This is a genomic window from Micromonospora sp. NPDC006766 (assembly GCF_040636055.1).
Taxonomy (GTDB): domain Bacteria; phylum Actinomycetota; class Actinomycetes; order Mycobacteriales; family Micromonosporaceae; genus Micromonospora.
Genome location: NZ_JBEYIX010000045.1, coordinates 1 through 22,685 on the forward strand (window position 1 = coordinate 1; position 22,685 = coordinate 22,685).

Here is a 22,685-nt window from a genome sequence, read left to right on the forward strand (position 1 = left end):
GGACGGAGGAGCGATGAACAGCAGGCCAGGCCGGTACCTCGCCGGTGACCTGCCACCCGGAACCACGTGGGGCGGCGTTTCCGCATCCGGGGAAAGGTGGAGATCCTCTCCGCCAGGCCGCGCCCCGAGGTCACCGCGGTCCTCGACTGCGCCGGCCCCGGACAGCCGCACCCGGTGCTACGAACTTGATGTCGTAGATGACTCAGCGATCTCGGCTCGGCCCGTGAGTCGTTCACGACATCAAGTTCGTAGGAGACGAGTGATAGTGCCGAATGCTGAGCCCGGCGACCCGGGCGACCCGGCTCCAGCGGCGGTGGCGTCCGGCTCGGGTCGAGGGCGCCGGCGGGGGGTGACGATCGTGCCGCTCGGCGGGGAGGAGAATGGGCGTATGCGCGCCACCGTGATCCATGGTCCGAACGACATCCGCATCGAGGAGGTGCCGGACGCTGCCGTCCGTCATCCCACCGACGCTGTGGTCCGTGTCCTGCTCGCCTGCATCTGCGGCAGCGACCTGTGGGCCTACCGGGGGGTGGCCGCGCGCCAGCCGGGGCAGCGGATCGGGCACGAGTTCCTCGGTGTGGTGGAGGCCGTCGGCGCCGAGGTCGGCTCGGTGCGGGTGGGTGACCTGGTGGTGGCTCCGTTCGTGTGGTCCGACGGTGTCTGCGACTTCTGTCGGGGCGGGCTGCACACCTCCTGCCCGGTCGGCGGCTTCTGGGGTTCGCCGGGCTCGGACGGCGGCCAGGGGGAGGCGGTCCGCGTCCCGTACGCCGACGGCACCCTGGTCAGGCTGCCCGCCGAGGCGGCGGGCGACCAGCGGCTGCTCACCGCGATGCTGGCCCTGTCCGACGTGATGTCGACCGGTCACCACGCGGCCCTCGCCGCCCGGGTCCGCCCGGGAGTCACCGTCGCGGTCGTCGGCGACGGCGCGGTCGGCCTGTGCGGGGTGCTGGCCGCGAAGCGGCTCGGCGCCGAGCAGATCATCGCGCTGGGCCGGCATACCGCGCGCACCGACATCGCCCGCTCCTTTGGCGCGACCGATGTGGTCGCCGAGCGGGGCGAGGCGGCGGTCGCCGCGGTCCGGGAGCTGACGAAGGGACAGGGCGCGCACGCGGTGCTGGAGGCCGTGGGCACCGTGGAGTCGATGCGTACCGCGATCTCGGTGGCCCGGGACGGCGGTACGGTGGGTTACGTCGGCGTCCCGCACGGCGGTCGGGCCGGGGTCGACCTCGGGCAGATGTTCGAACGTAACGTGGCTCTCGCCGGCGGCGTCGCGCCGGCCCGGGCGTACCTGCCGGAACTGCTCGCGGACGTGCTGGCCGGCACCATCGACCCGTCCCCGGTCTTCGACCAGTCGGTGACCCTCGACGGGGTGCCCGACGGCTACCGGGCGATGGACGAACGCACCGCACTGAAGGTGCGCATCACCTTCTGACCTGGTGGGTGGCGCCGGTCGTGCCGTACGGTGCTCGCCGTGACCGCGCACGATCCTGTCCCGCCCGGCCCGGTGGCCGTGCTCGCCAACCCGACCGCCGGCCGGGGACGCCACCGTGGCCTGCTGCCCCGGCTGCTGGACCGGCTGGCGGGTGCCGGCCGGCCGGTCCGGGTGCTGGAGGCGGGTACCCCGGCCGAGGCGGAGGCCGCCTGCCACGCCGCGGTCGCCGACGGCGCCGGCGCGCTGGTCGCGGTGGGCGGGGACGGCACTATCCACCGGGCGTTGCAGGCTGTGGCCGGCACCAGCGTGCCGTTCGGCCCGGTTCCCGCCGGGACCGGCAACGACTTCGCGGCCGAGACCGGGTTCCCCGCCGACCCGCTCGCGGCCGTCGAGGTGATCGCGGAGGCGTTACGCGCCGGCCGAACCCGTCCCGTCGACCTGGGGCGGATCACCGACGCCGGCGGCGGCGACCGCTGGTTCGGGGCGGTGCTGGCGGCCGGCTTCGACGCGATCGTCAACGAGCGGGCCAACCGGATGCGCTGGCCGCGCGGCCCGCGCCGCTACGACCTGGCGATTCTGGTCGAGTTGGCCCGGCTGCGGCCGCGCCGCTACCGGCTGCGCCTCGACGGCGTGGAGCACGAGGTGGACGCCGTCCTCGTCGCCGTCGGCAACTGCGCCAGCTACGGCGGCGGCATGCGGATCTGCCCCGACGCCGACCCCACGGACGGGCTGCTGGACGTGGTGGTGGGCGGGCGCTTCGACCGGCGCACCCTGATCCGGGTCAAGCCCCGCATCTATCAGGGCACTCACGTCGCGCACCCGCTGGTACGCGTCCACCGGGCTCGGACGGTGGAGCTGGACGCCCCCGGCATCACCACCTACGCGGACGGGGAGCGGGCGGCCGACCTGCCGGTGCGGATCACCGCGGTGCCGGCCGCGGTGCGGCTGCTGCGCTGACCAGGTCCACGTCGTCCGCCCGGGGCCGGTCGGCCGGGGGCCCGGCGGGGCCGGCCGAAGGCCCGGCGGCGGGGGTGGCGGCCCGGACCGCGCCGACGCTGGCGGCGATCACCAGGCCGATCGCGGCGATCTCCACCGCCGCCAGTTGCTGACCGAGCACCAGCCAGCCGGCCAGCGCGGCGATCGCCGGGCCGAGGCTCATCAGCACAGCGAAGGTCGCCGTGGGCAGCCGTCGCAGCGCCGCCAGTTCCAGGGTGTACGGCAGCACCGAGGCGAGCAGGGCCAGCCCGGCGCCGAGCCCCAGCACCGTCGGGTGCCACAGCCGGCCGCCCGAGTCGACCAGCCCGATCGGCAGGGTGACCAGCGCGGCCACCGCGAGTGCCAGGGCCAGCCCGTCGGCGCGGGGAAACCGCCCGCCGACCCGGGCCGAGCAGACGATGTACGCCGCCCACAGCGCGCCCGCGGCCAGCGCCAGCCCGGCCCCGACCGGATCCAGCCGCGCGAAGCCCCCCTGCCCGAGCAGCGCCACCCCACCCAGGGCGAGGGCGGCCCAGCACCAGGCGGCCGGCCGGCGGGCGGTGACCACCGACAACGCCAGCGGCCCGAGCACCTCCAGGGTCACCGCCGGGCCGAGCGGGATCCGCTCGATGGCCTGATAGAAGATCGAGTTCATGCCGGCCAGCGCCAGCCCGAAGGCGACCACGGCGGCCCAGTCGGCGCGGTCGTACCCGCGCAGCCGGGGCCGGCACACGGCCAGCATCAGCAGCGCGCCGATGGCCAGCCGCAGCGTCACCGCGCCGGCCACCCCGGTGTGCGGGAAGAGCAGCGCGGCGACCGCCGACCCGAACTGCACCGAGAGCGCCCCGCCCAGCACCAGCCCGACGGCGCCGAGGCGACCGGTACGCCGGGCCGGGGCGGGTGCGGGCGAGGTGGGGACGGTCGTCATGCCCGTGACGCTAAACCCCAGGTGAAACGCCTGATCGCCGGGCGTGGCGGGGAGCGTCGGCGGTCACTCTGGCCGGCGTGCGGCACCGAGGCCACGGCGGGTTCCCGGGGCCGCGTAACGCCTCAGGCGGGCGCGGCGAGGTCGAGCGCCGCGCCCAGGCCGTTGGGACGCCCGGCGTCGGCGCAGGGCAGCACCAGCACCGCGCAGCCGGCTCCGACGGCACCCGCGTCGGCGGGCGTGTCGCCCACCATCAGCGCCTGCTCCGGGTCGACGCCGAGCATTCCGCAGGCACGGTAGAAGATCCCCGGGTCGGGTTTGCAGCGCCCCACCTCGTACGACAGGGCGTAGGCGTCGATCAGCCCGTCCAGCCCCCAGGCGGCGAAGAACGGCCGGATGTCGAAGCCGATGTTGCTGACCACCGCCACCTTCACCCCGGCCCGGCGCAGCGCCTTGAGTACCGGCTCGGTGTCCGGGTACGGCACCCAGCCCTCGGGCACCAGCACGCGCTCGTAGAGCGCCTCGGCGAACCCGTCGATGCCCGCGTCGACGGTCTCCGCCAGCCCCGTGTACGCGCCCCGGTGGGCGTACGGGTAGAGATCACGGTCGGCCCACAGCTCGGCCAGCCGGGGCGGCACCCGGGTCGGCAGCGGCCCGCCCGCCCGGCCCGCGGTGAGCAGCCGGTCGGCCAGTGCGGTGGCCCGGACCCGGTCCAGCTCCACCCCGCACGCCGCCGCGGCGGCCAGCACCCACTCCCGGGGCTCCTCCACCTGAGCGAGGGTGCCGTGGAAGTCGAAGAGCACCGCCGCCACGGTGCGGCGGGACGCGCTTGGGCGGGCATCGTCAGCGCCGTTCGAGGCGTGAGGCGGTTCGGTACGGTCCGGCACGTCGTGCACCCTACCGACCCGGTTGCCGGATGGCCTTGGCCGGTGGTCGTCAGGCGGACCGATTAATCTTGGGGGCATGTCGAGCCCCGCTGAGCGGTACGCCGCAGCGCGCCGCCGGGCCGCGCAGGCTTCCGCCTTCCCGGCCCTGGATGAATTCGCCCGAGATCTGGGGTTCGACCTCGACGACTTCCAGCGCGAGGCGTGCCAGGCACTCGAACGGGGCAGCGGCGTGCTGGTGTGCGCCCCGACCGGCGCCGGCAAGACCGTGGTCGGCGAGTTCGCCGTACACCTGGCGCTGAGTGGCACGCCCGACCGGCCGGCGGCGGCCGACGGCGGCGCGGAGCCACCCACCCGGCGCAAGTGCTTTTACACCACGCCGATCAAGGCGCTGTCCAACCAGAAATACCACGACCTGGTGGACCGCTACGGCACCGAGCAGGTCGGCCTGCTCACCGGCGACAACGCGATCAACGGCGACGCGCCCGTGGTGGTGATGACCACCGAGGTGCTGCGCAACATGCTCTACGCCGGCTCGGCCACCCTGGAGGGCCTGGCCTACGTGGTGATGGACGAGGTGCACTACCTCGCCGACCGGTTCCGCGGCGGGGTCTGGGAAGAGGTGATCATCCACCTGCCCGCCTCGGTCACCCTGGTCTCCCTGTCGGCCACCGTCTCCAACGCCGAGGAGTTCGCCGACTGGCTGGTCACCGTGCGCGGCGAGACCGCGGTGGTGGTCAGCGAGCACCGGCCGGTGCCGCTGTGGCAGCACATGCTGGTCGGTAAGCGGATGTTCGACCTGTTCCACGACGCCGACGCCGCCCGCAAGCACGACGTGCACCCGGAGCTGCTGCGCTACACCCGGGACACGATGCGCCGGCTCGAGCTGGGGGAGGGGCGTAGCGCCTTCCCCGGCGGTGGGCGGCGTGGCCCGCGCTGGCGCGGTCCGTTGCGCCCCGACATCGTCGACCGGCTCGACCGGGAGGGGCTGCTCCCGGCGATCCTTTTCATCTTCAGCCGGGCCGGCTGCGCCGCAGCGGTGCAGCAGTGTCTCGCCGCCGGGTTGCGGCTCACCTCGCCAGAGGAGCGGGCGGAGATCCGCCGGGTGGTGGAGTCCCGGGTCACCGCCATCCCCGGTGAGGACCTGACCGTCCTCGGCTACTGGGAGTGGCTCGACGGCCTGGAGCGCGGGCTCGCCGCCCACCACGCCGGCATGCTGCCGGTGTTCAAGGAGGTCGTCGAGGAACTGTTCGTCCGTGGCCTGGTGCGGGCGGTCTTCGCCACCGAGACCCTGGCGCTGGGCATCAACATGCCGGCCCGCTGCGTCGTGCTCGAACGCCTGGTCAAGTTCAACGGCGAGGCCCACGTCGACCTCACCCCGGGGGAATACACGCAGCTCACCGGTCGGGCCGGTCGCCGGGGCATCGACGTGGAAGGCCACGCGGTCGTCGTCTGGTCGCCGGAGACCGACCCCCGGCACGTCGCCGGCCTCGCCTCCACCCGCACCTATCCGCTGCGGTCCAGCTTCCGGCCGTCGTACAACATGGCGGTCAACCTGGTCGGCACGGTCGGCGCCGAGCCCGCCCGCGCGCTGCTGGAGTCCTCGTTCGCGCAGTTCCAGGCGGACCGGTCGGTGGTCGGCCTGGCCCGGCAGGTGCAGCGCAACACCGAGACGATCGAGGCGTACGGCGCGGAGGCCGCCTGCCACCACGGCGACTTCGACGAATACTTCGCCCTGCGGGTGGCCATCGCCGACCGGGAACGCGCCATCGCCCGGCAGGGGCAGACCCAGCGCAAGGCCGCCGCCGTCGCCTCGCTGGAGCGGCTGCGGGTCGGCGACGTGATCCGGGTGCCGTCCGGCCGTCGGGCCGGCCTCGCCGTGGTGCTCGACCCGGCGACCGGCGGCTTCGGCGAGCCGCGCCCGCTGGTGCTCACCCAGGACCGGTGGGCCGGCCGGGTCACCCCCGGCGACTTCACCACGCCGGCCGAGGTGCTCGCCCGCATCCGGGTGCCGAAACACTTCAACCACCGGTCCCCGGCCGCCCGGCGGGACCTGGCCGCGGCGGTCAGCGGCACCGGGCTGGACCGGCACGGCGGCCGTCGCGGCGGGCGGTCCCGGCAGGCCGCCGGCGAGGACCACCGGCTCAGCCAGCTCCGGACCGAGCTGCGCCGGCACCCGTGCCACGCCTGCCCGGAGCGGGAGGAGCACGCCCGCTGGGCGGAGCGGCGCCGCCGTCTGGAGCGGGACACCGAGGAGCTGCGCCAGCGGGTGGCCGGCCGGACGGGCTCCCTCGCCCGCACCTTCGACCGGATCGTGGCGCTGCTGACCGCGCGGGGTTACCTCTCGACCGAGGGTGAGGTCACCGACGCCGGCCGGATGCTCGGCCGGATCTGGACCGAGGCGGACCTGCTGGTCGCCGAGTGCCTGCGCCGCAAGGTCTGGGACGGGCTGTCGCCGGCGGAACTGGCCGCCGCGGTGTCCGTGGTGGTCTTCGAGGCGCGCCGGGACGTCGACGAGCGAGCCTCCCTGCCGCGTGGGGCGGTCGTCGACGCGGTGGACGAGACCCTCCGGCTCTGGGGCGACATCGAGGCGGACGAGGCCGGCCGCGGGCTCGCGGTCACCCGGGAGCCGGACCTGGGCTTCGCCTGGCCGATCTACCGCTGGGCGCGCGGTGAGGCACTGGCCAAGGTGCTCGCCAGTGGCCACCAGATCGACGGCGAGATGCCCGCGGGCGACTTCGTCCGGTGGGCGCGGCAGGTGGTCGACCTGCTCGGCCAGCTCGCCGACTCCGGCGGCGCGTCCGCGGAGCTGCGGGCCACCGCCCGGCAGGCGATCGCCGCCGTCAACCGGGGCGTCCTGGCCTACCACGGCACCACCTGAGTGGCCCTGCCCGGCGGCCTCGGAGGTCAGGATCCGGCGGCGAGGGCGTCGACCAGGCGTCGGCACGAGCCGGCCAGGTTCCACCGTTGCGCCAGCTCCAGCAGCCGGTCCGGGTCGGCGGGCGCCGTCGGCAACGCCGTGGCCAGCTCCGGCAGCGGCACGTCGGTGGCCACCCGGACCACCTTCGGCGCGACCGCCAGGTAGTCCCGGGACGCCGCCAGCTTGGCCCGCAGCCCGGGAGCGAAGCCGGACGCCGGGTCGTCGAGCGCGGCGAGGATACCGGGCAGCCCGCCGTAGCGGTCGATCAGTCGGGCGGCGGTCTTCTCGCCCACGCCGGGCACACCGGGCAGCCCGTCGCTCGGGTCGCCGCGCAGGGCGGCGAAGTCGGCGTAGCGGTCGGCGGGGACGCCGTAACGGGCGCGCACGGCCGCGTCGTCGCAGTCGTCCAGCTTGGCCACGCCCCGCCCGATGTAGAGCAGCCGCACCTGGCGGGCGTCGTCGACGAGCTGGAACAGGTCGCGGTCGCCGGAGACCACCTCCGCCGGGCCGGGTTGGGTCACCGAGAGGGTGCCCAGCACGTCGTCGGCCTCGTAGCCGGTGGCGCCGACCGCGCTGATGCCGAACGCGTCGAGCACCTCCAGGATCATCGGCACCTGGGGGGAGAGCGTGTCCGGCACCACCTCGCCGCCCTCCGGCGCGACCCGGTGCGCCTTGTACGACGGCAGCAGCTCCACCCGCCACGCCGGCCGCCAGTCGTGGTCGAGCGCGCAGATCATCCGGTCGGGCCGGCGGGTGCGGATGAGCTGGGCGAGCATGTCGAGGAAGCCGCGGACGGCGTTGACCGGCTGGCCGTCGGCCGTCTTCGCCGCCGACTCGGGTATGCCGAAGTAGGCGCGGAAGTAGAGGCTGGGGGAGTCGATCAGCAGGATCGGGGGTTTGTGTGCCACGCGCACCAGAGTGGCACAACGGTGTGACGAGGCGGGACGGCGACACCGGCCGATAACCGCTGGGTGCTCCGGTGCGCGGCCGGCAGACTGACGGCATGGCTTTCGTACCCGGCCTGACGCTCTGCCGTCGCTTCCACGACGAGGTCGTCGGGCCGCTGCTGGCCCGCCGTCTGCCCCGCCTCCGCTACGCCGCCGGGCTGCTCGACGGCGGCTCGGAACTGCTCGGGCTGGACACCCCGCGCTCCACCGACCACGACTGGGGGCCGCGCGCACAGCTCTTCGTCGCCGATTCCGCCGACGTCGCGCCGGTACGGGCGGTCCTGGATGCGGAGCTGCCGGGGGAGTTCCTCGGCTGGCCGGCCCGGTTCGTGGGCGGCCCGGACGTCCGGCTCGGGGTGGCCCGCGTCGACGGCGACCGGCACGGGGTGAACGTCGACGAGTTGGGCGGGTGGCTGCGCGGGCGGCTCGGCTGCGACCCGCGCGCCGGGATGGCGGTGGCGGACTGGCTGTCCGTACCCACCCAGCGGCTCGCCGAGCTGACCGGCGGGGCGGTCTTCCACGACGGGCTCGACGGGGCGCTGACCGCCGCCCGCGCCCGGCTGGCCTGGTATCCCGACGACGTGTGGCGGTATGTGCTGGCGGCCGGCTGGCAGCGGATCGGCCAGGCCGAGCACCTGGCCGGCCGGTGCGCCGAGGTCGGCGACGAGCTGGGCAGCCGGGTGGTGACCGGTGGCCTGGCCCGGGACCTGATGCGGCTCGGGCTGCTGCTGCACCAGCGCTGGCCCCCGTACGCGAAGTGGCTCGGCACCGTCTTCGCCGCGCTGCCGGCGGCGGACCATGTGCTGGACGCCCTGGCCGCCGCCCTGGGGCCCGGCGACTGGCCGGCACGGCAGGCCGGGCTGGTCGGGGCGCTGGAGACCGTCGCGACCTGGACCAACGACACCGGGCTGGCCGCCGTGGTCGACCCGACCGCCCGGCCGTTCCACGACCGGCCCTTCCTGGTCATGGGCGCGAACCGGTTCGTCGCCGCGCTGCGTGCCGCGGTTCAGGACCCGGCGCTGCGGGCCCGCCCGCCGGTCGGGACCGTCGACCAGTACGTCGACAACGTCGACGTGCTCACCCACCCGGAGCGGGTACGGCGGGTCGCCGCGGCGGTGCAGGCGGATTGACCTGCGGGCGTCAGCCGGTCGGGGTGGTGGCGGTCCAGCCGGTGAGGGCAATCTCGGTGGCCCGGCGCAGGGCGGCCTGCACGATCGCCGGGTCGGCGGCCTGGTCCGGGTCGTCGAGGAGCACCTGGAGCGCGCCGGCCACCGCGCCGACGAACGCCCCGACCAGCGCCGCCGCCGACACCGGGTCGAGCTGTTCCGGGTACGCGGCGGCGAGGTGCCGGGCGATCTCCCGCTGGGCGTCGAGTTGGAGTTGCAGGGCACGCCCGCGGACGACCGGCACGTCGCGGATCAGCCGCAGGCGCAGCGCGGCGAGCCGGCTGCCCATCTCCTCGCTGTCGGTGGTCACGGTGCGTAGCGCGTGCCGACCTGGCCGCGATCCTGCAGCAGGCCGTCGCCGACGATGCCGAGTTCCGGTACGACGACACGATCACCGAGCTGGCCGAGGACACGGGCGGCGTCGACGTGACCTTCGCCCGGGGCGAGCCCCAGCGCTTCGACCTGGTCGTCGGGGCGGACGGCCTGCACTCGACGGTGCGTCGCCTCGCCTTCGGGCCGGAGACAGAGCACGTCCGCCATCTGGGTCTGTGGGTTGCCGGCCTGCCGCTTGGCGGCCCCGCCGACGATCCGCGGCACGTGCTGCTCTACAACACGCCGGGGCGGCTCGCCTCGGTGCACCCGGCCCGGGGCAACGCCATGGCCGCGTTCATCTTCTGGGGCGCGATGGTCGACGGTTTCGACCACCGCGACCTTGCGCAGCACAAGCGGATCGTCGTCGAGGCGTACCAGGACGACCGGGGCTGGCGGGTGCCGGAACTGCTCGACCGGGTGCGGGCCGCCGACGACCTCTACTTCGACGGCGTGAGCCGGGTGCGCCTGGCCCGCTGGTCGCGGGGGCGGATCGGGCTCGTGGGGGATGCCGCCTCCTGCGTCTCGCTGCTCGGCGAGGGCTCCAGCCTCGCGATCGCCGGCGCTCATACCCTCGCCGAGGCCCTGGCCGGCGACGAGCACGGCGCGGCGTTCCGCCGCTACGAGGCGGTGCACCGCCGCCGCACCGAGCCGAAGCAGCGGTTCGCCGGGTACGCGGCCGGGCTGTTGGTGCCGCGTACCCGGCTCGGCCTGGCGGCCCGCAACACCGCCGCCCGGGTGTTTACGCCCGTCCGCCCGTCCGCCCCGGGTTCGTCCCCGGCCCGGTGACGTTCTCCCTGCCCCATTGGATGGGCGTTGCGGCAACTCGGTCAGGGGGCATCCGTGTCGTTGTTCAGGTGGGCGGTGCTTGCCTTCCGGACGCGGGAGACCAACTGCTCCAGCGCGGCAATCTCGGCGCGCAGCGCCGCTCGGCCTTGTCTGGTCAGTCGTAGCCAGGTGGTGGGGCGCCGACCTTCGTATCCCTTGACCACCTGGAGCAGGCTCGCCTCTTCGAGGACACGAAGGTGTCGGTTGAGGTTGCCGTCGGTCAGCTTCAGCTCGTCGCGAAGGGTGGAGAACGTGCACTCCTGCGTCTCGCTCAGCACGGTGAGAATGGCGAGTCGCACGCGCTGGTGCACGACATCGTTCAGCGCCAGCGCTGGATGAGCCGGGGGCTGTGGTTCGGGTAGCGACGGCGAATCAGCCACCGCTGGCCACCCGCCAGCTCTGCCAGCCCCGGATCGCTGCGAACATGATCAGCGGCAGCGCCATCAGGGTGAGCCAGATTCCCGGCCTCAGGTCGACCTGCCCGCCGAGGGAGTTCGGAGCCCCGTTCATCAGGCCGGTCAGGTCGCCGCCGAGGATGTCGGTGGCCCACCCTGGTAGATGTCCCATCGGGAGCCAGCCGCACAGCCAGACTGTGAGGATGGCGCTCCATCCGCCGGCGATCGTCAGACTCCGGCTGCGCTCTGCCCAGCCCAGGGCAATCACGGCCGCGGCGATTGGCAGCAAGGGTGTGAGCAGACCGGCCAGCCAGAAGTGGTCCGGGCTCGATTTCAAAGAGTCGGACTGTTGCTGCTCCTGGGTCGGCACGGCCGCGAGCACGGCCAGCAGGAGCAGTACGCCGAGGCCGGTACCGGCGAACAATGGCCAGGCCACCCGCAGGCCCACCGATCGCGACCGCCACCGATACCAGGCGCCAACGGCGGCGAGCAGCAGTGGCGTGCCGAGGAACCAGAAGAGGTACGACGCGAGCGGGTCGCGTTGCTCGTCGGGCAGTCCAGCCCAGTAGGGGGAGTCGACAGAGATGCTGTAGGTCGCGGCGAATGGGTGGCGGTAGAGCGCGCTGCTTGCCAGCAGCAGCACGGCGATGCCGAGGGCCGGCAGCCATGCCCCGCCGTGTGCCCGTGTCCGGGTCCGTCGTCGTAGTCGTTCCAGCTCGGCCAACGTCTGGGTGACCTGTCCCTCGCTCGCCTGATCCATGGCGCTCCTCAGCTTTGCATCAGCGCGATACTTTGCAATGCAAAGTGTAGTCGCCTCTTGGTTGTTGGCAAGCGGCGATGTGGACGTGGGGTGCGGCCGGACGGGCGGAGCGCTGACGGTCAGCCGACCGACGCGACGGGCCGTGGCTCCGCCGGGTCGTCGACCCGCAGGTCGGCGAGGTCGCGCAGCCCGCGTACGGGGGAGAGGAACAGCGCGAGGGGCGCCAGCACCATCGCCGCCGCGAATGCGAAGAGGGTGGCGCGCGGCCCGGCCAGGCCGGCGAGCGCCCCGGCGACCAGCCCACCGACCGGGATCGCCCCCCAGGAGACGAAGCGGACCGTGGCCATCACCCGGGAGAGCAGGTCGGCCGGGCTGGCCATTTGCCGGTAGGTGCGGGTGGTCACGCTGAGCACCACCATGCCCCCGGCGAAGACCACATTGCCCGCGGCGAACGCGACGTACGCGGGCCAGCCGGCGCCCACCGGCACCAGGAACGCGCCCCCGACGCCGACGAGGCAGGCGACCACCAGGGAGCGGGCGGTGCCCCACCGCCCGGTGATCCACGGCGTGAGGGTCGCGCCGACCAGTGACCCGACTCCCTCGACCGCGAGCAGGACGCCGACCAGCGCGGCCGGGGCGTGCAGTTCCCGGACGAGGTAGAGCGGGTAGACGGCGAGCTGCGCGCCGCAGACGAAGTTGGCCGCCGTGGCCGACCACATCGTCGGCCCCATGATCGGGTGACGGGTGACGTACCGCCAGCCTTCGGCGATCATCGCGCGTACCGGTGGCCAGCGATCCGGGGCGTCGGCCCGGCGGGCGGGCAGGGACCACAGCAGCGCGGCGGAGACCAGGTAGCTGGCCGTGTCGAGCAGCACCGTCGGCACCGCACCGAACGCCTGCACCGCGAGGCCGCCCAGGGCCGGGCCGCTGAGCTGGGTGCCGGCGTGGGTGGCCGAGGTGAGGCTGTTTCGGGCGTGCAATTGTTCCCGGCTGACGATGGCGGGCAGGAAGGTGGCGTTGGCGACGTCGAAGAGCACGTTGGCGAAGCTGACCACCAGCGCCACGATGACCAGTTGGGCCACGGTCAGCCAGCCCCACCACCAGGCCAGCGGGATGGACGCCACGGCCGCCGCCCGGGCCAGGTCGGCGCCGACCTGAGCGCCGCGTAGCGGCAGCCGCTGCACGATCACGCCGGCGGGCAGCCCGATCACCAGCCAGGCCACGTAGCTGGCGGCGGCGATCAGCCCCATCTCGAACGCGGACGCGTCCAGCACGGTCAGCGCGGTCAACGGCAGCGCCACCGCGCCGACCGCCGACCCGACCGAGCTGGTCGTGCCGGCGGTCCACCAGCGCCAGAACACCCCGGCCCCCTGCCCGACGGACATGCCGTCACCCCCGATCCGAGCCAGTGAGTTCCAAACTGAAACGGACTATAGTCGAGGCGGCCGGACGAGCGGGGGTGGGATGTGAAGCGGGCGGATCTCGGCGACACCGACTGTGGCATCGCCCAGGCGCTCGGCGTGCTCGGCGACTGGTGGACCTTCCTGATCGTCCGTGAGATCGCCGGCGGCACCAGCCGATTCGACGCGATCCAGCGGGAGCTGGGCGTCAGCCGGCGGGCGCTCACCGAGCGGCTCGGCGGCCTGGTCGAGCAGGGCGTGCTGCGTCGGCAGCCGTACTCGGCGCATCCGCCGCGCCACGACTACCTGCTGACCGGCAAGGGTGAGGCGCTGCTGCCGGTCCTGGTCGCGTTGCAGGACTGGGGCACCCGGCACGTAATGGGCGACGGCGCGCTCACCGCCACCGCCACCGCCGACTCCGCCGAGGCGCGGCGGGTGCACCGCCTGGTCGGCCGCCGCCTGCCCGAGCTGGCGCTGCGCCGGCACGACGGTGGCGCGGAACCACCGGCCGTGCCCGGTCGGTGGGCTGTCCTTTACCTCTTTCCGGGGGCGTTCGCGCCGGGCGCGCAGGGTCTCCCGCCGAGTTGGGGGGAGATCCCCGGCGCCGTCGGGTGCACGCTCGAGTCCCGGACGTACGCCGACCGGCACGCCCTGTTCCGCGCCGCCGGCGCCGAGGTGCGCGGCGCGAGCACCCAGCGCCCGGACCAGTTGAGCGCCTTCGCCGAGCACGCCAAGTTGCCGTACCCGTTGTTGTCCGACGAGGACGGCCGACTCGCCGCCGGTCTGCTGCTGCCGACCTTCCGGGCGGGTGGGGTGGCGCGGTTCAAGCGGCTGACGCTGCTGATCGACCCGGAGTCGGTGGTGCGCGTGGTGCAGTTCCCGGTGACCGACCCGGCCGGATCGGTCGACGAGATGCTTGAGCAGGTACGCCGGCGCGTGGACCGGTAGTGGCGCCGCCGGTCGCCGGTCCGTCAGGTGGGCGACCCGTTGTTGGTGGCCGTGCCGGCCCGTAAACTCCACCCCGACCGCAATGATTTGCGGCCGTCTATCTCGTCTCCGAGGGTCCGGGCCGCCGTGATGGCGCCTCGCCGGCGAGCACGTCGCGTCTGTCTGTCGTGGCGCGGCGTCCCCACCACCTGAGGAGAGCCATGTTGAGAAAGAGGATCAAACTGTTCGGCGCGGCCCTGGTCGCCGCCGTGCTGACCGCGGTGGCCGCCGTCACGGCCGCGACGCCCGCGTCGGCGGCGGCGCTGACCGAGGTGACGAACTTCGGCACGAACCCGAGCAACCTGCGGATGTACCTGTACGTGCCGGACCGGGTCGCGCCGCAGCCGGCGCTGGTGGTGGCGATCCACTACTGCACCGGCACCGGGCCGGCGTTCTATTCCGGCTCGCAGTTCGCTTCGCTGGCCGATCGGTACGGCTACATCGTGGTCTACCCGTCGGTGACCCGCAGCAGCCAGTGCTTCGACGTCTCCTCGCCGCAGGCGCTGCGCCGCGACGGCGGCAGCGACCCGGTGGGCATCATGTCGATGGTCAACTACGTGCGGCAGCGCTACAACGTGGACCCGAGCCGGATTTTCGCCACCGGCGTCTCGTCCGGGGCGATGATGACGAACGTCATGCTGGGCCTCTACCCGGACGTGTTCGCCGCCGGCGCGGCGTTCGCCGGGGTGCCCTTCGGCTGTTTCGCCACCACCAACGGCTCCGAGTGGAACAGCGACTGCGCCAACGGGCAGATCATCAAGACCGCGCAGCAGTGGGGCGACCTGGTCCGCAACGCGTACCCGGGGTACAACGGCAAGCGGCCTCGGATGCAGTTGTGGCACGGGACCAGCGACGACACGCTGCGCTATCCGAACTTCGGTGAAGAGGTCAAGCAGTGGACCAACCTGAACGGGTTGAGTCAGACCCCGACGTACACCGACAGCCCGCAGGCCGGCTACACCCGTACCCGCTACGGCAGCAGCGGCGGCACGGCGCCGGTCGAGGCGATCAGCATGCAGGGGGTGTCGCACAACCTCCCGGTCGACGCCGCCCAGGCGATCCGCTTCTTCGGCCTGGACACCAACATCCCGCCGACCACTACGCCCCCGACCACCACGCGCCCGACGACGGCGCCGCCGACCACGGCCCCGCCCAGCAGCCCGCCGCCGTCCGGCGGGTGCCGCGTCGCGTACGTCGTGAACGCCTGGAACAACGGCCTGACGGCGGACGTGACGATCACGAACACCGGTTCCGCGACGGTCAACGGCTGGAGTCTGGTGTTCACCCTGCCCGGCGGGCAGACCATCACCAGCGGGTGGAACGCCACGTACACGCCGTCCAGCGGCACGGTGACCGGCCGCAACGTCTCCTACAACGCGACCATCCCGCCGAACGGGTCGACCAACATCGGTTTCCAGGCCAACCACACCGGTAACGCCGGGAAGCCCGCCTCGTTCACGCTCAACGGGGCTCCCTGCACGATTGCCTGACGGCCGACCTGCCGGGCGCCTCACCCGAGGCGTCCGGCAGCACCTCGCCGTAACGGTGTCCCTCGCCGGTCAGGATCGACGCCCGGTGCTGTTCCGTCGTCCGTCGTCGACGTGCCGACGGACCCGCTCGCGCAGGGCATCGCATCGCTCGGCCGGCCACTGGGACCGCAGCTCGTACCGGCGGGCACTGCACTCAGCCATGCCGTGCTCGGTGAGCGGGACGCTTCGGCGGGCCTGCTCGGCGCGGAACTGCTCCCACGCCTTGTGGCCGCGCATGGCCTCGGTCACGTATGACGAGGTCTTTGAGAGCGATATGCCTTTGGGGCATGAACATGCCTCCCTGGCGTATCGGTCCCGATCGGAGGTGTCCGTCGGACGGGGCGGGCTGACGCCGCGGGCGCGTCGCATGAGCCCGGCAACGCCGGGTACGCGGAGCCGAGAGCCGAAATCCAGCAGGAACGGGGGGTGGCCCAGGATGAAGGTCCGAAGTTCGCTGCGCGGGCTGAAGCGGAAGGTCAACTCGATCGTGGTGCGTCGCCGGGGCAGGGTTTTCGTGATCAACAAGGCGAACCCCCGGCAGAAGGCCCGCCAGGGCTGACCACACGCAGCACAGCTCAGATAGTTGCTTTTTGACTTTCCACAAGAGGTGAAAAAAGGCGAGCGGGCGCGACGAATCCATTGACATGGGTCACTGATACGGGGAATCTCCACCCGACCGGGCGGGTGTCCGCGACACGGCGGGCACCTGTTCGCCATCCCGGCTACCCACCCCGTCCTGGAGAGGCCCATGTCACCCAGCCAACCCCCGCGCCCGGCCCGGCGGCTGCTCGCCGTGCTGGCATCGCTGCTCGTCGCGACCGCGCTGGTCGCCCCGCCGTCGCCGGCCCACGCGGCCGACCCGCTGCTCTCGCAGGGGAAACCGACCACCGCGTCGTCGGTGGAGAACGCCGGCACCGCGGCGGCGAACGCCACCGACGGCAACACCGGCACCCGCTGGTCCAGCGCCTTCAGCGATCCACAGTGGCTCCAGGTGGACCTCGGCGCCACCGCCACAGTTTCCCGGGTCACCCTGATCTGGGAGGCCGCGTACGCGCGGGCGTACCAGATCCAGACCTCGACCGACGGCGCCACCTGGACCACCATCTGGTCCACCACGACCGGCAGCGGCGGCACCGTCGACCTGACCGTCAGCGGCACCGGCCGTTACGTGCGGATGTACGGCACCGCCCGGGCCACCGCGTACGGCTACTCACTGTGGGAGTTCCAGGTCTACGGCACCACCGGCGGAGGCACCGGCTGTGACACCGCGACCAACGCCGCCCTGGGCCGACCGGCGACCGCCTCCTCCACCGAGAATGCCGGCTTCCCCGCCTCCGCCGCCGTCGACGGTAACCTGGGCACCCGTTGGTCCAGCGCCGCCAGCGACCCGCAGTGGCTCCAGGTCGACCTGGGCAGCGTCCGCACTCTGTGCCGGGTCGTGCTGAACTGGGAGGCCGCGTACGCGCGGGCGTACCAGATCCAGACCTCGACCGACGGCGCCGGCTGGACCACCGTCTGGTCCACCACCACCGGCGCCGGCGGCACCGAGACTCTCACCCTGACCGGCACCGGTCGTTACGTGCGCATGTACGGCACCGCGCGGGCCACCGGCTACGGCTACTCGCTCTGGGAGTTCACCGTGAACACCACCGGAGGAGGGAACGGCCTCCCGGGCGGCGGGCCGCTCGGACCCAACGTGATCGTCTTCGAGCCGTCGATGTCCAGCGCCAGCATCCAGAGCCAGCTCGACACCGTCTTCCGCGCGCAGGAGTCGAACCAGTTCGGCACCCAGCGATACGCGCTGATGTTCAAGCCCGGCGACTACAGCGGGATCAACGCGCAGATCGGCTTCTACACCTCGATCATGGGTCTGGGCAGGAACCCGGGCGACGTCCGCATCCACGGCGACGTCACAGTGGATGCCGGCTGGTTCAACGGCAACGCCACCCAGAACTTCTGGCGCTCGGCGTCCAACATGCAGGTCTTCCCGTCGGCCGGGTTCACCCGCTGGGCCGTCTCCCAGGCCGCGCCGTTCCGCCGGATGGATATCCAGGGCAATTTGAACCTGGCCCCCAACGGCTACGGCTGGGCCAGCGGCGGATACATCGCCGACAGCCGGGTCACCGGCACTGTCCAGCCGTACTCGCAGCAGCAGTGGTACACCCGGGACAGCAACGTCGGCGGTTTCCAGAACGCGGTGTGGAACATGGTCCAGTCTGGTGTCGCGGGTGCTCCCGCCACCAGCTTCCCCAACCCGCCGTACACCACCCTCGCCCAGACCCCGGTGAGTCGGGACGTGCCCTACCTCTACCTCGACGCGACCGGCAACTACCAGGTCTTCGTCCCGTCCACCCGGACGAACGCCTCCGGGGCGTCGTGGCTGGGCGGCTCGACCCCCGGCACCTCCATCCCGCTGAGCCAGTTCTACGTGGCGCGCCCCAGCGACTCCGCCGCCACCATCAACGCGGCCCTGGCGCAGGGCTTGCACCTGTTGTTCACCCCCGGGGTCTACTCGGTCAGCCAGACCATCGCCGTCAACCGGGCGGGCACCGTCGTCCTCGGCATCGGCTTCCCGACGCTGATCCCGCAGAATGGCGTCACCGCCATGTCGGTGGCCGACGTCGACGGGGTCCGGCTGGCCGGGATGCTCTTCGACGCCGGGCCGGTCAACTCGCCGATCCTGCTCCAGGTCGGGCCGACCGGTTCGACCGCGAGCCACGCCGCCAACCCCACCTCGATCCAGGACGTCTTCTTCCGCATCGGCGGCGCCGGCGCGGGCAAGGCCACCACCAGCCTGGTGGTCAACCAGAACGACGCGCTGATCGACCACATCTGGGCCTGGCGGGCCGACCACGGCGCCGGCGTCGGCTGGACCGTCAACACCGCCGACACCGGCCTGATCGTCAACGGCAACAACGTCACCGCGCTCGGCCTGTTCGTCGAGCACTACCAGAAGTACGAGGTGATCTGGAACGGCAACAACGGCCGGACCATCTTCTTCCAGAACGAGCTGCCGTACGACCCGCCCAACGCCGGTGCCTGGAAGAACGGCACGATGACCGGCTACGCGGCCTTCAAGGTGGCCGATCCGGTCACCACGTTCGAAGGCTGGGGCCTGGGCAGCTACTGCTATTTCAACGTCGACCCCACCATCGCCGCGTATCACGGCTTCGAGGCGCCGAACAAGGCCGGCGTCCGGTTCCACGACCTGTTGACCGTCTCGTTGGGCGGCAGCGGGTCGATCACGCACGTCATCAACGACACCGGCGCCACGGCGCAGGGCACCGCCACCGTGCCGGTGTATCTGGTCAACTATCCGTGACCGGACGGGGGCGGCGCGTTCGCCGCGCCGCCCCCGCCCCTACGGTCAGCTGGTCGGGAAGTTGTTCGGGATACGGATGCGGTTGCGCATGTAGTTGCCCGACGTGGTCAGGGGCGCGGTGCCGGCGTACTGGCCGCTGGCGCAGGTGCCCGGCCGGAACGCGGCGCTGCCCTCGTTGGCGTCGGAGTACGTCCAGTTCGCGTAGCTGATCTTCAGGCGGTCCAGCAGGTCGAGCCAGGCGTTGCTGCTGGCCGTGTCGACCGCACCGTCACCGGTGTAGGTCACCGTGCCGAACTCGGTGACGAACAGCGGGATCCGGGTCGCGGCACGCTGCACCTCGTTGCGGTAGTTGTCCTTGTGCGACGCGGCGTAGAAGTGGAACGTGTACATGATGTTGCTGGCCCGGACCGGGTTGTTGACGATCTCGTCCGAGTTGCCGCCCTCGGAGACGCCCAGGGACGACCAGCCGCGGGTGCCGACGAGAACGACGGCGTCCGGGTGGTTGGCCCGGATGACCGGGATGACCTGCTCGGCGTAGTTCTTGATGGTGGTCCAGCTGACGCCGTTCGGCTCGTTGGTGATCTCGTAGATCACGTTCTTCTTGCCGGCGTTGCGGGCCGAGACCGCGGCGAAGAAGGTCTTGGCCCGGTCCAGGTTGTACGTCGGGTCGCCGGGCGTCAGGGTGTGGAAGTCGATCAGCGCGTACATGCCGCGCGCCGTCGCCTTGTCCACCAGGGTGTTCACCTGGTTGGTGAAGGCGGTCGGGTTGGTCTCGTAGCCCTGCTCCTGCACGTACATCGAGATCCGCAGCAGCTCGGCCTTCCAGTCGTTGGCCAGAGCGTCGAGCGAGGCGTCGTTGTAGCAGTTGGCGAACCACTGCAGCCCGTGAGTGCTCATGCCGCGCAGCTGGATCGGCTTGCCGTACTGGTTGCAGAGGTTGACCCCGCAGACGCGCAGCTGGCCGTTGATGCTCACCGGCGTGCCGGTCGGCGGCGGCGAGGTGGGCGGCGTGGTGGTGGGCGGTGGGGCGGTGGTCGGCCGGATGGTGGTCGGGGGTGCGCTGGTCGGCGGGGTGGTGCTCCCGGTGCAGGTCACGCCGTTGAGAGTGAACGACGTCGGGGCCGGGTTGGCGGTGGTCCAGGAGCCGTTGAAGCCGATGGTGGTGCTCGCCCCGGTGGCCAGCGTGCCGTTGTAGTCGAGGTTCTGCGCGGTGACCGCGCTGCCGCTCTGCTTGAAGTCTGCCGACCAGCCCTGGGTGACGCGCTGCCCCGAGTTGGGGAAGGTGAAGCCGAGGGTCCACCGGCTCATCGGGTCGCCCAGGTTCTTGATGGTGATGTTGGCGGTGAACCCGCCCTGCCAGTCGTTGGTGGTGTAGGTGACGGCGCAGCCGGTCGCGGCCATGGCGCTGGTCGACGGCAGGAGGGCCGCAGCGGCCACGGCGAGTGCGCCGACGACGCCGGCAGCGAGGAGGGGGCGCCGCGACGGGCGCGGAATCGAGGTCATGCGGGATCGTCCGATCTGGTGGGTTGGTGGTGGGGCACGCGGTGCCGTCGCGAACTCGCCCGGACAGTTCGGCACGGCGCCTCGGGAGCGCTCCCATGGAGCGTAGAGGGGCTTGCGGCGTGGTGCAACACATCGATGCCTACGATCGGCTCAGCCGGCCAGCCAGTCGACCGCCCGCTGGCGGATCTCCGCCGGCACCTCGTGGCCGCCGGGGAACTCGACGTACTCGACGGGGTAGCCGAGGGTGTGCAGGCGGGGGACCAGGCGTCGACTGCACACGTCCACCGGCAGCACCCGGTCGTCGGCGCCGTGCGAGACGAAGACGCGCGGCCGGCCGTGGGTGACCAGCGGCGCGGCGAAGCCGGGGGAGAAGGCCACCACCGCGTCGACCAGGTCGCCGTTGGTCAGGCCCAGGGACAGGGCGTACGACGCCCCGTCGGAGAAGCCACCGAGCGTCACCCCGGCCACCGGGTACTCCGCGAGCGCCGCGCCCAGCAGCGCGTCGATCCGGCGTACGTCCGGGCCGAACCCCTCGGCGATCAGGTCCCAGCTGCTCGCGGTGGCGGGCGGGGCGAGCAGCAGCAGCCGCCGCGCGTCAGCGAGGGTCAGCAGCAGGTCCAGGCCCTGCTGGGCCGAGCCGCCGGCGCCGTGCAGCAGCACCACCAGTCGGTACGGGCCGGCACCCTCGGCGGGGACGTACCGCAGCGCCGGCGGCCCGCCTTCCGGGTCGGGGAGGGACGTCAGCCCGGTCGGACCGGGCGCGGCCACAGCGGTGGGGCGGGCGCTCAGCCGGCCGTGCCGGTGCCCCTCCTCGGGCTGCCGGTGCGGTGGCGCGGGCTCGGTCACCTCGGCTCGCCTTCGTCGTTCGTCGGGTCGGCTGGCGCATACCCGTCTTCCGGCCGCTCCAACCGCCGCTCGGAGCGCGCTGCCAGCCCACGGTACGGTGTGACGACGGTTGTGCTGGGAGCGCTCTCAGGTGTGCGATGGTCGGCAGGCCGGCCGGCGCCGCCGGTGACCGGGGGAGAGGGAGACGACGAGATGAGCAGCACCGCCGACGCGGTCGTCGAGCGGCACCCCGTGCCACGGCCGGTCGTGGCCGCCCGTAACGGGGTGGCGGTCGTGTTCGCTCTCAACGGGCTCGCCGTGGGCACTTGGTTCTCCCGGGTCCCGGCGGTGCGGGAGGCGCTCGGGCTCAGCGCCGGGCGGCTCGGCCTGCTGCTGCTGGCCATGTCGGCCGGCGCGGTGCTGGCGATGCCCGTCGCCGGGCTGGTCACCCAGCGGCTCGGCCCGGCCCGCACGGTGGCGGCGTCGGTCCTGTTCGTCGCGTTCGGCACGGTCGTCGCCGGCCTCTCCACCAGCCTGATCGGCTCGGCGGTCGGGGTGGCACTGGGCCTGTTCGCCTTCGGCTACGGCTCCGGCACCTGCGATGTGGCGATGAACGTCGAGGGCGCGGCGGTGGAGAAGCGCCTCGGCCGGACGATCATGCCCCGGTTCCACGCCGCGTGGAGCCTGGGCACGGTGGCCGGGGCCGGGATCGGCGCCGGGGCGGCCCGGCTCGACATACCGGTCGGGCTGCATCTGCCCGCGCTCGCGGCCGTGGTCCTGGTCGGTACGCTGCTCGGTGCCCGGGCGTTCCTGCCCGCACCCGCCGAGGCGGACGGCCCGACGGACCCGGCGGCCCGACGTCGGGCGCTGCTGGCCACCTGGCGGGAGCCGCGCACCCTGTTGATCGGTCTGCTGGTGCTGGTCATGGCGTTCACCGAGGGCAGCGCCAACGACTGGCTGGCGGTGGCCTTCGTCGATGGGTACCGGGTCAGCGAGGCGGCCGGTGCCGCCGTGCTCGGCGTCTTCATGGTCGGCATGACCCTCGGCCGGACCGCCGGCACGATCGCCATCGACCGTTGGGGACGGGTGCCGGTGCTGTACGGCACCATCGGGCTGGCCGCCGCCGGCGCCGCCCTGGCCGTCCTGGCCGGCTCGGGGCCGGTCGCCGTCGTCGGCGTGGCGCTGTGGGGGATCGGGGCGTCGCTCGGCTTCCCGGTCGGGATGAGCGCCGCCGCCGACGACGAGGACCGGGCCCCGGCCCGGGTCAGTGTGGTCGCCGTGATCGGCTACACCGCCTTCCTCGGCGGCCCGCCGCTGCTCGGCTTCCTCGGCGACCAGCTGGGCACCCTGCACGCACTGGGTGTCGTGCCGCTCCTCCTGCTGCCCACCCTCGCCCTGGTCCCGGTGCTGCGCCAGCCGGCCCGCTGACCGGCGGGCCGGCCGGCCCGGCGTCCCCGTCCGGGCCGGCCGCCCCCGAAGCGGGTGGGCGGCGCGCGCGACGGCCCACCCGCAGTGCCC

The 22,685-nt window shown here is 73.1% G+C and carries 20 protein-coding genes; 10 read left to right on the forward strand and 10 right to left on the reverse strand.

Going from position 1 to position 22,685, the window contains the following annotated elements; all coding sequences use genetic code 11:
• The first annotated feature begins 388 nt into the window (after nt 1-388).
• Together ABZ671_RS25890 and ABZ671_RS25895 are read left to right on the forward strand one after the other, a co-directional pair.
• Complete coding sequence (locus ABZ671_RS25890; RefSeq protein WP_357862748.1) at nt 389-1,432, forward strand: zinc-dependent alcohol dehydrogenase family protein; 1,044 nt, start codon at nt 389-391, stop codon at nt 1,430-1,432.
• A 30-nt stretch (nt 1,433-1,462) separates the two neighbouring features.
• A complete protein-coding gene (locus tag ABZ671_RS25895; RefSeq protein ID WP_357862750.1) occupies nt 1,463-2,389 on the forward strand; it encodes a diacylglycerol kinase in 927 nt (308 codons plus the stop codon).
• Here ABZ671_RS25895 and ABZ671_RS25900 read toward each other — a convergent pair.
• Nucleotides 2,352-3,335 (reverse strand): EamA family transporter, encoded by a 984-nt coding sequence (locus tag ABZ671_RS25900; RefSeq protein WP_357862752.1) that lies wholly within the window; start codon nt 3,333-3,335, stop codon nt 2,352-2,354. The two genes, ABZ671_RS25895 and ABZ671_RS25900, sit on opposite strands and share 38 nt — an antisense overlap.
• A 122-nt stretch (nt 3,336-3,457) precedes the next feature.
• Nucleotides 3,458-4,219, reverse strand: a complete 762-nt coding sequence (locus ABZ671_RS25905) for an HAD-IA family hydrolase (protein ID WP_357862754.1) — start codon at nt 4,217-4,219, stop codon at nt 3,458-3,460.
• A 76-nt stretch (nt 4,220-4,295) separates the two neighbouring features.
• Between ABZ671_RS25905 and ABZ671_RS25910 the strand changes: the two genes are divergently transcribed.
• On the forward strand, nt 4,296-7,097 hold the full coding sequence (locus ABZ671_RS25910; protein WP_357862756.1) for a DEAD/DEAH box helicase: 2,802 nt from the start codon (nt 4,296-4,298) through the stop codon (nt 7,095-7,097).
• 26 nt (nt 7,098-7,123) lie between these two features.
• On the opposite strand, the gene ABZ671_RS25915 is transcribed toward ABZ671_RS25910, so the two are convergent.
• Nucleotides 7,124-8,044 carry a 5'-3' exonuclease gene (locus tag ABZ671_RS25915; RefSeq protein ID WP_357862758.1) on the reverse strand — a complete coding sequence of 307 codons (921 nt, stop codon included), beginning with the start codon at nt 8,042-8,044 and terminating at the stop codon, nt 7,124-7,126.
• A gap of 95 nt (nt 8,045-8,139) precedes the next feature.
• Between ABZ671_RS25915 and ABZ671_RS25920 the strand changes: the two genes are divergently transcribed.
• On the forward strand, nt 8,140-9,213 hold the full coding sequence (locus ABZ671_RS25920; RefSeq protein WP_357862760.1) for a DUF4037 domain-containing protein: 1,074 nt from the start codon (nt 8,140-8,142) through the stop codon (nt 9,211-9,213).
• 10 nt (nt 9,214-9,223) lie between these two features.
• Here the strand turns inward: ABZ671_RS25920 and ABZ671_RS25925 are convergent, their stop codons facing one another.
• Entirely contained in the window at nt 9,224-9,559 is a 336-nt protein-coding gene (locus ABZ671_RS25925) for a hypothetical protein (protein WP_357862761.1), read from the reverse strand.
• A gap of 89 nt (nt 9,560-9,648) precedes the next feature.
• Here ABZ671_RS25925 and ABZ671_RS25930 point away from each other — a divergent pair, with 89 nt between their 5' ends.
• On the forward strand, nt 9,649-10,407 hold the full coding sequence (locus tag ABZ671_RS25930; RefSeq protein ID WP_357862829.1) for an FAD-dependent monooxygenase: 759 nt from the start codon (nt 9,649-9,651) through the stop codon (nt 10,405-10,407).
• Nucleotides 10,408-10,448: 41 nt separating this feature from the next.
• Here ABZ671_RS25930 and ABZ671_RS25935 read toward each other — a convergent pair whose 3' ends face one another.
• The 3 genes from ABZ671_RS25935 to ABZ671_RS25945 all read right to left on the reverse strand — a co-directional run bounded on the left by ABZ671_RS25935 (nt 10,449) and on the right by ABZ671_RS25945 (nt 12,986).
• Nucleotides 10,449-10,757, reverse strand: coding sequence for a transcriptional regulator (locus ABZ671_RS25935; protein ID WP_357862763.1), 309 nt, complete (start codon nt 10,755-10,757; stop codon nt 10,449-10,451).
• A gap of 61 nt (nt 10,758-10,818) precedes the next feature.
• Nucleotides 10,819-11,601, reverse strand: coding sequence for a hypothetical protein (locus ABZ671_RS25940; RefSeq protein ID WP_357862765.1), 783 nt, complete (start codon nt 11,599-11,601; stop codon nt 10,819-10,821).
• 119 nt (nt 11,602-11,720) lie between these two features.
• Nucleotides 11,721-12,986: an MFS transporter gene (locus tag ABZ671_RS25945; RefSeq protein WP_357862766.1), complete on the reverse strand. Its 1,266-nt coding sequence runs from the start codon at nt 12,984-12,986 to the stop codon at nt 11,721-11,723.
• An 81-nt stretch (nt 12,987-13,067) separates the two neighbouring features.
• Between ABZ671_RS25945 and ABZ671_RS25950 the strand changes: the two genes are divergently transcribed.
• A complete protein-coding gene (locus ABZ671_RS25950; protein ID WP_357862768.1) occupies nt 13,068-13,949 on the forward strand; it encodes a winged helix-turn-helix transcriptional regulator in 882 nt (293 codons plus the stop codon).
• Nucleotides 13,950-14,149: 200 nt separating this feature from the next.
• On the forward strand, nt 14,150-15,478 hold the full coding sequence (locus ABZ671_RS25955) for a PHB depolymerase family esterase (protein WP_357862770.1): 1,329 nt from the start codon (nt 14,150-14,152) through the stop codon (nt 15,476-15,478).
• A 69-nt stretch (nt 15,479-15,547) separates the two neighbouring features.
• Here ABZ671_RS25955 and ABZ671_RS25960 read toward each other — a convergent pair whose 3' ends face one another.
• Nucleotides 15,548-15,766, reverse strand: a complete 219-nt coding sequence (locus tag ABZ671_RS25960) for a hypothetical protein (protein WP_357862772.1) — start codon at nt 15,764-15,766, stop codon at nt 15,548-15,550.
• Nucleotides 15,767-15,953: 187 nt separating this feature from the next.
• Between ABZ671_RS25960 and ABZ671_RS25965 the strand changes: the two genes are divergently transcribed.
• Together ABZ671_RS25965 and ABZ671_RS25970 are read left to right on the forward strand one after the other, a co-directional pair.
• Nucleotides 15,954-16,076, forward strand: coding sequence for a 50S ribosomal protein L36 (locus ABZ671_RS25965; protein ID WP_357862774.1), 123 nt, complete (start codon nt 15,954-15,956; stop codon nt 16,074-16,076).
• Nucleotides 16,077-16,265: 189 nt separating this feature from the next.
• Complete coding sequence (locus ABZ671_RS25970) at nt 16,266-18,839, forward strand: discoidin domain-containing protein (protein WP_357862776.1); 2,574 nt, start codon at nt 16,266-16,268, stop codon at nt 18,837-18,839.
• A 45-nt stretch (nt 18,840-18,884) separates the two neighbouring features.
• On the opposite strand, the gene ABZ671_RS25975 is transcribed toward ABZ671_RS25970, so the two are convergent.
• A complete protein-coding gene (locus ABZ671_RS25975) occupies nt 18,885-20,342 on the reverse strand; it encodes a cellulase family glycosylhydrolase (RefSeq protein WP_357862778.1) in 1,458 nt (485 codons plus the stop codon).
• A gap of 150 nt (nt 20,343-20,492) precedes the next feature.
• Nucleotides 20,493-21,188 carry a phospholipase gene (locus ABZ671_RS25980; protein ID WP_357862780.1) on the reverse strand — a complete coding sequence of 232 codons (696 nt, stop codon included), beginning with the start codon at nt 21,186-21,188 and terminating at the stop codon, nt 20,493-20,495.
• Nucleotides 21,189-21,380: 192 nt separating this feature from the next.
• Here ABZ671_RS25980 and ABZ671_RS25985 point away from each other — a divergent pair, with 192 nt between their 5' ends.
• The gene (locus tag ABZ671_RS25985) at nt 21,381-22,595 is read left to right on the forward strand and encodes an MFS transporter (protein ID WP_357862783.1); all 1,215 of its coding nucleotides are present in this window, start codon (nt 21,381-21,383) and stop codon (nt 22,593-22,595) included.
• Nucleotides 22,596-22,685: the final 90 nt, after the last annotated feature.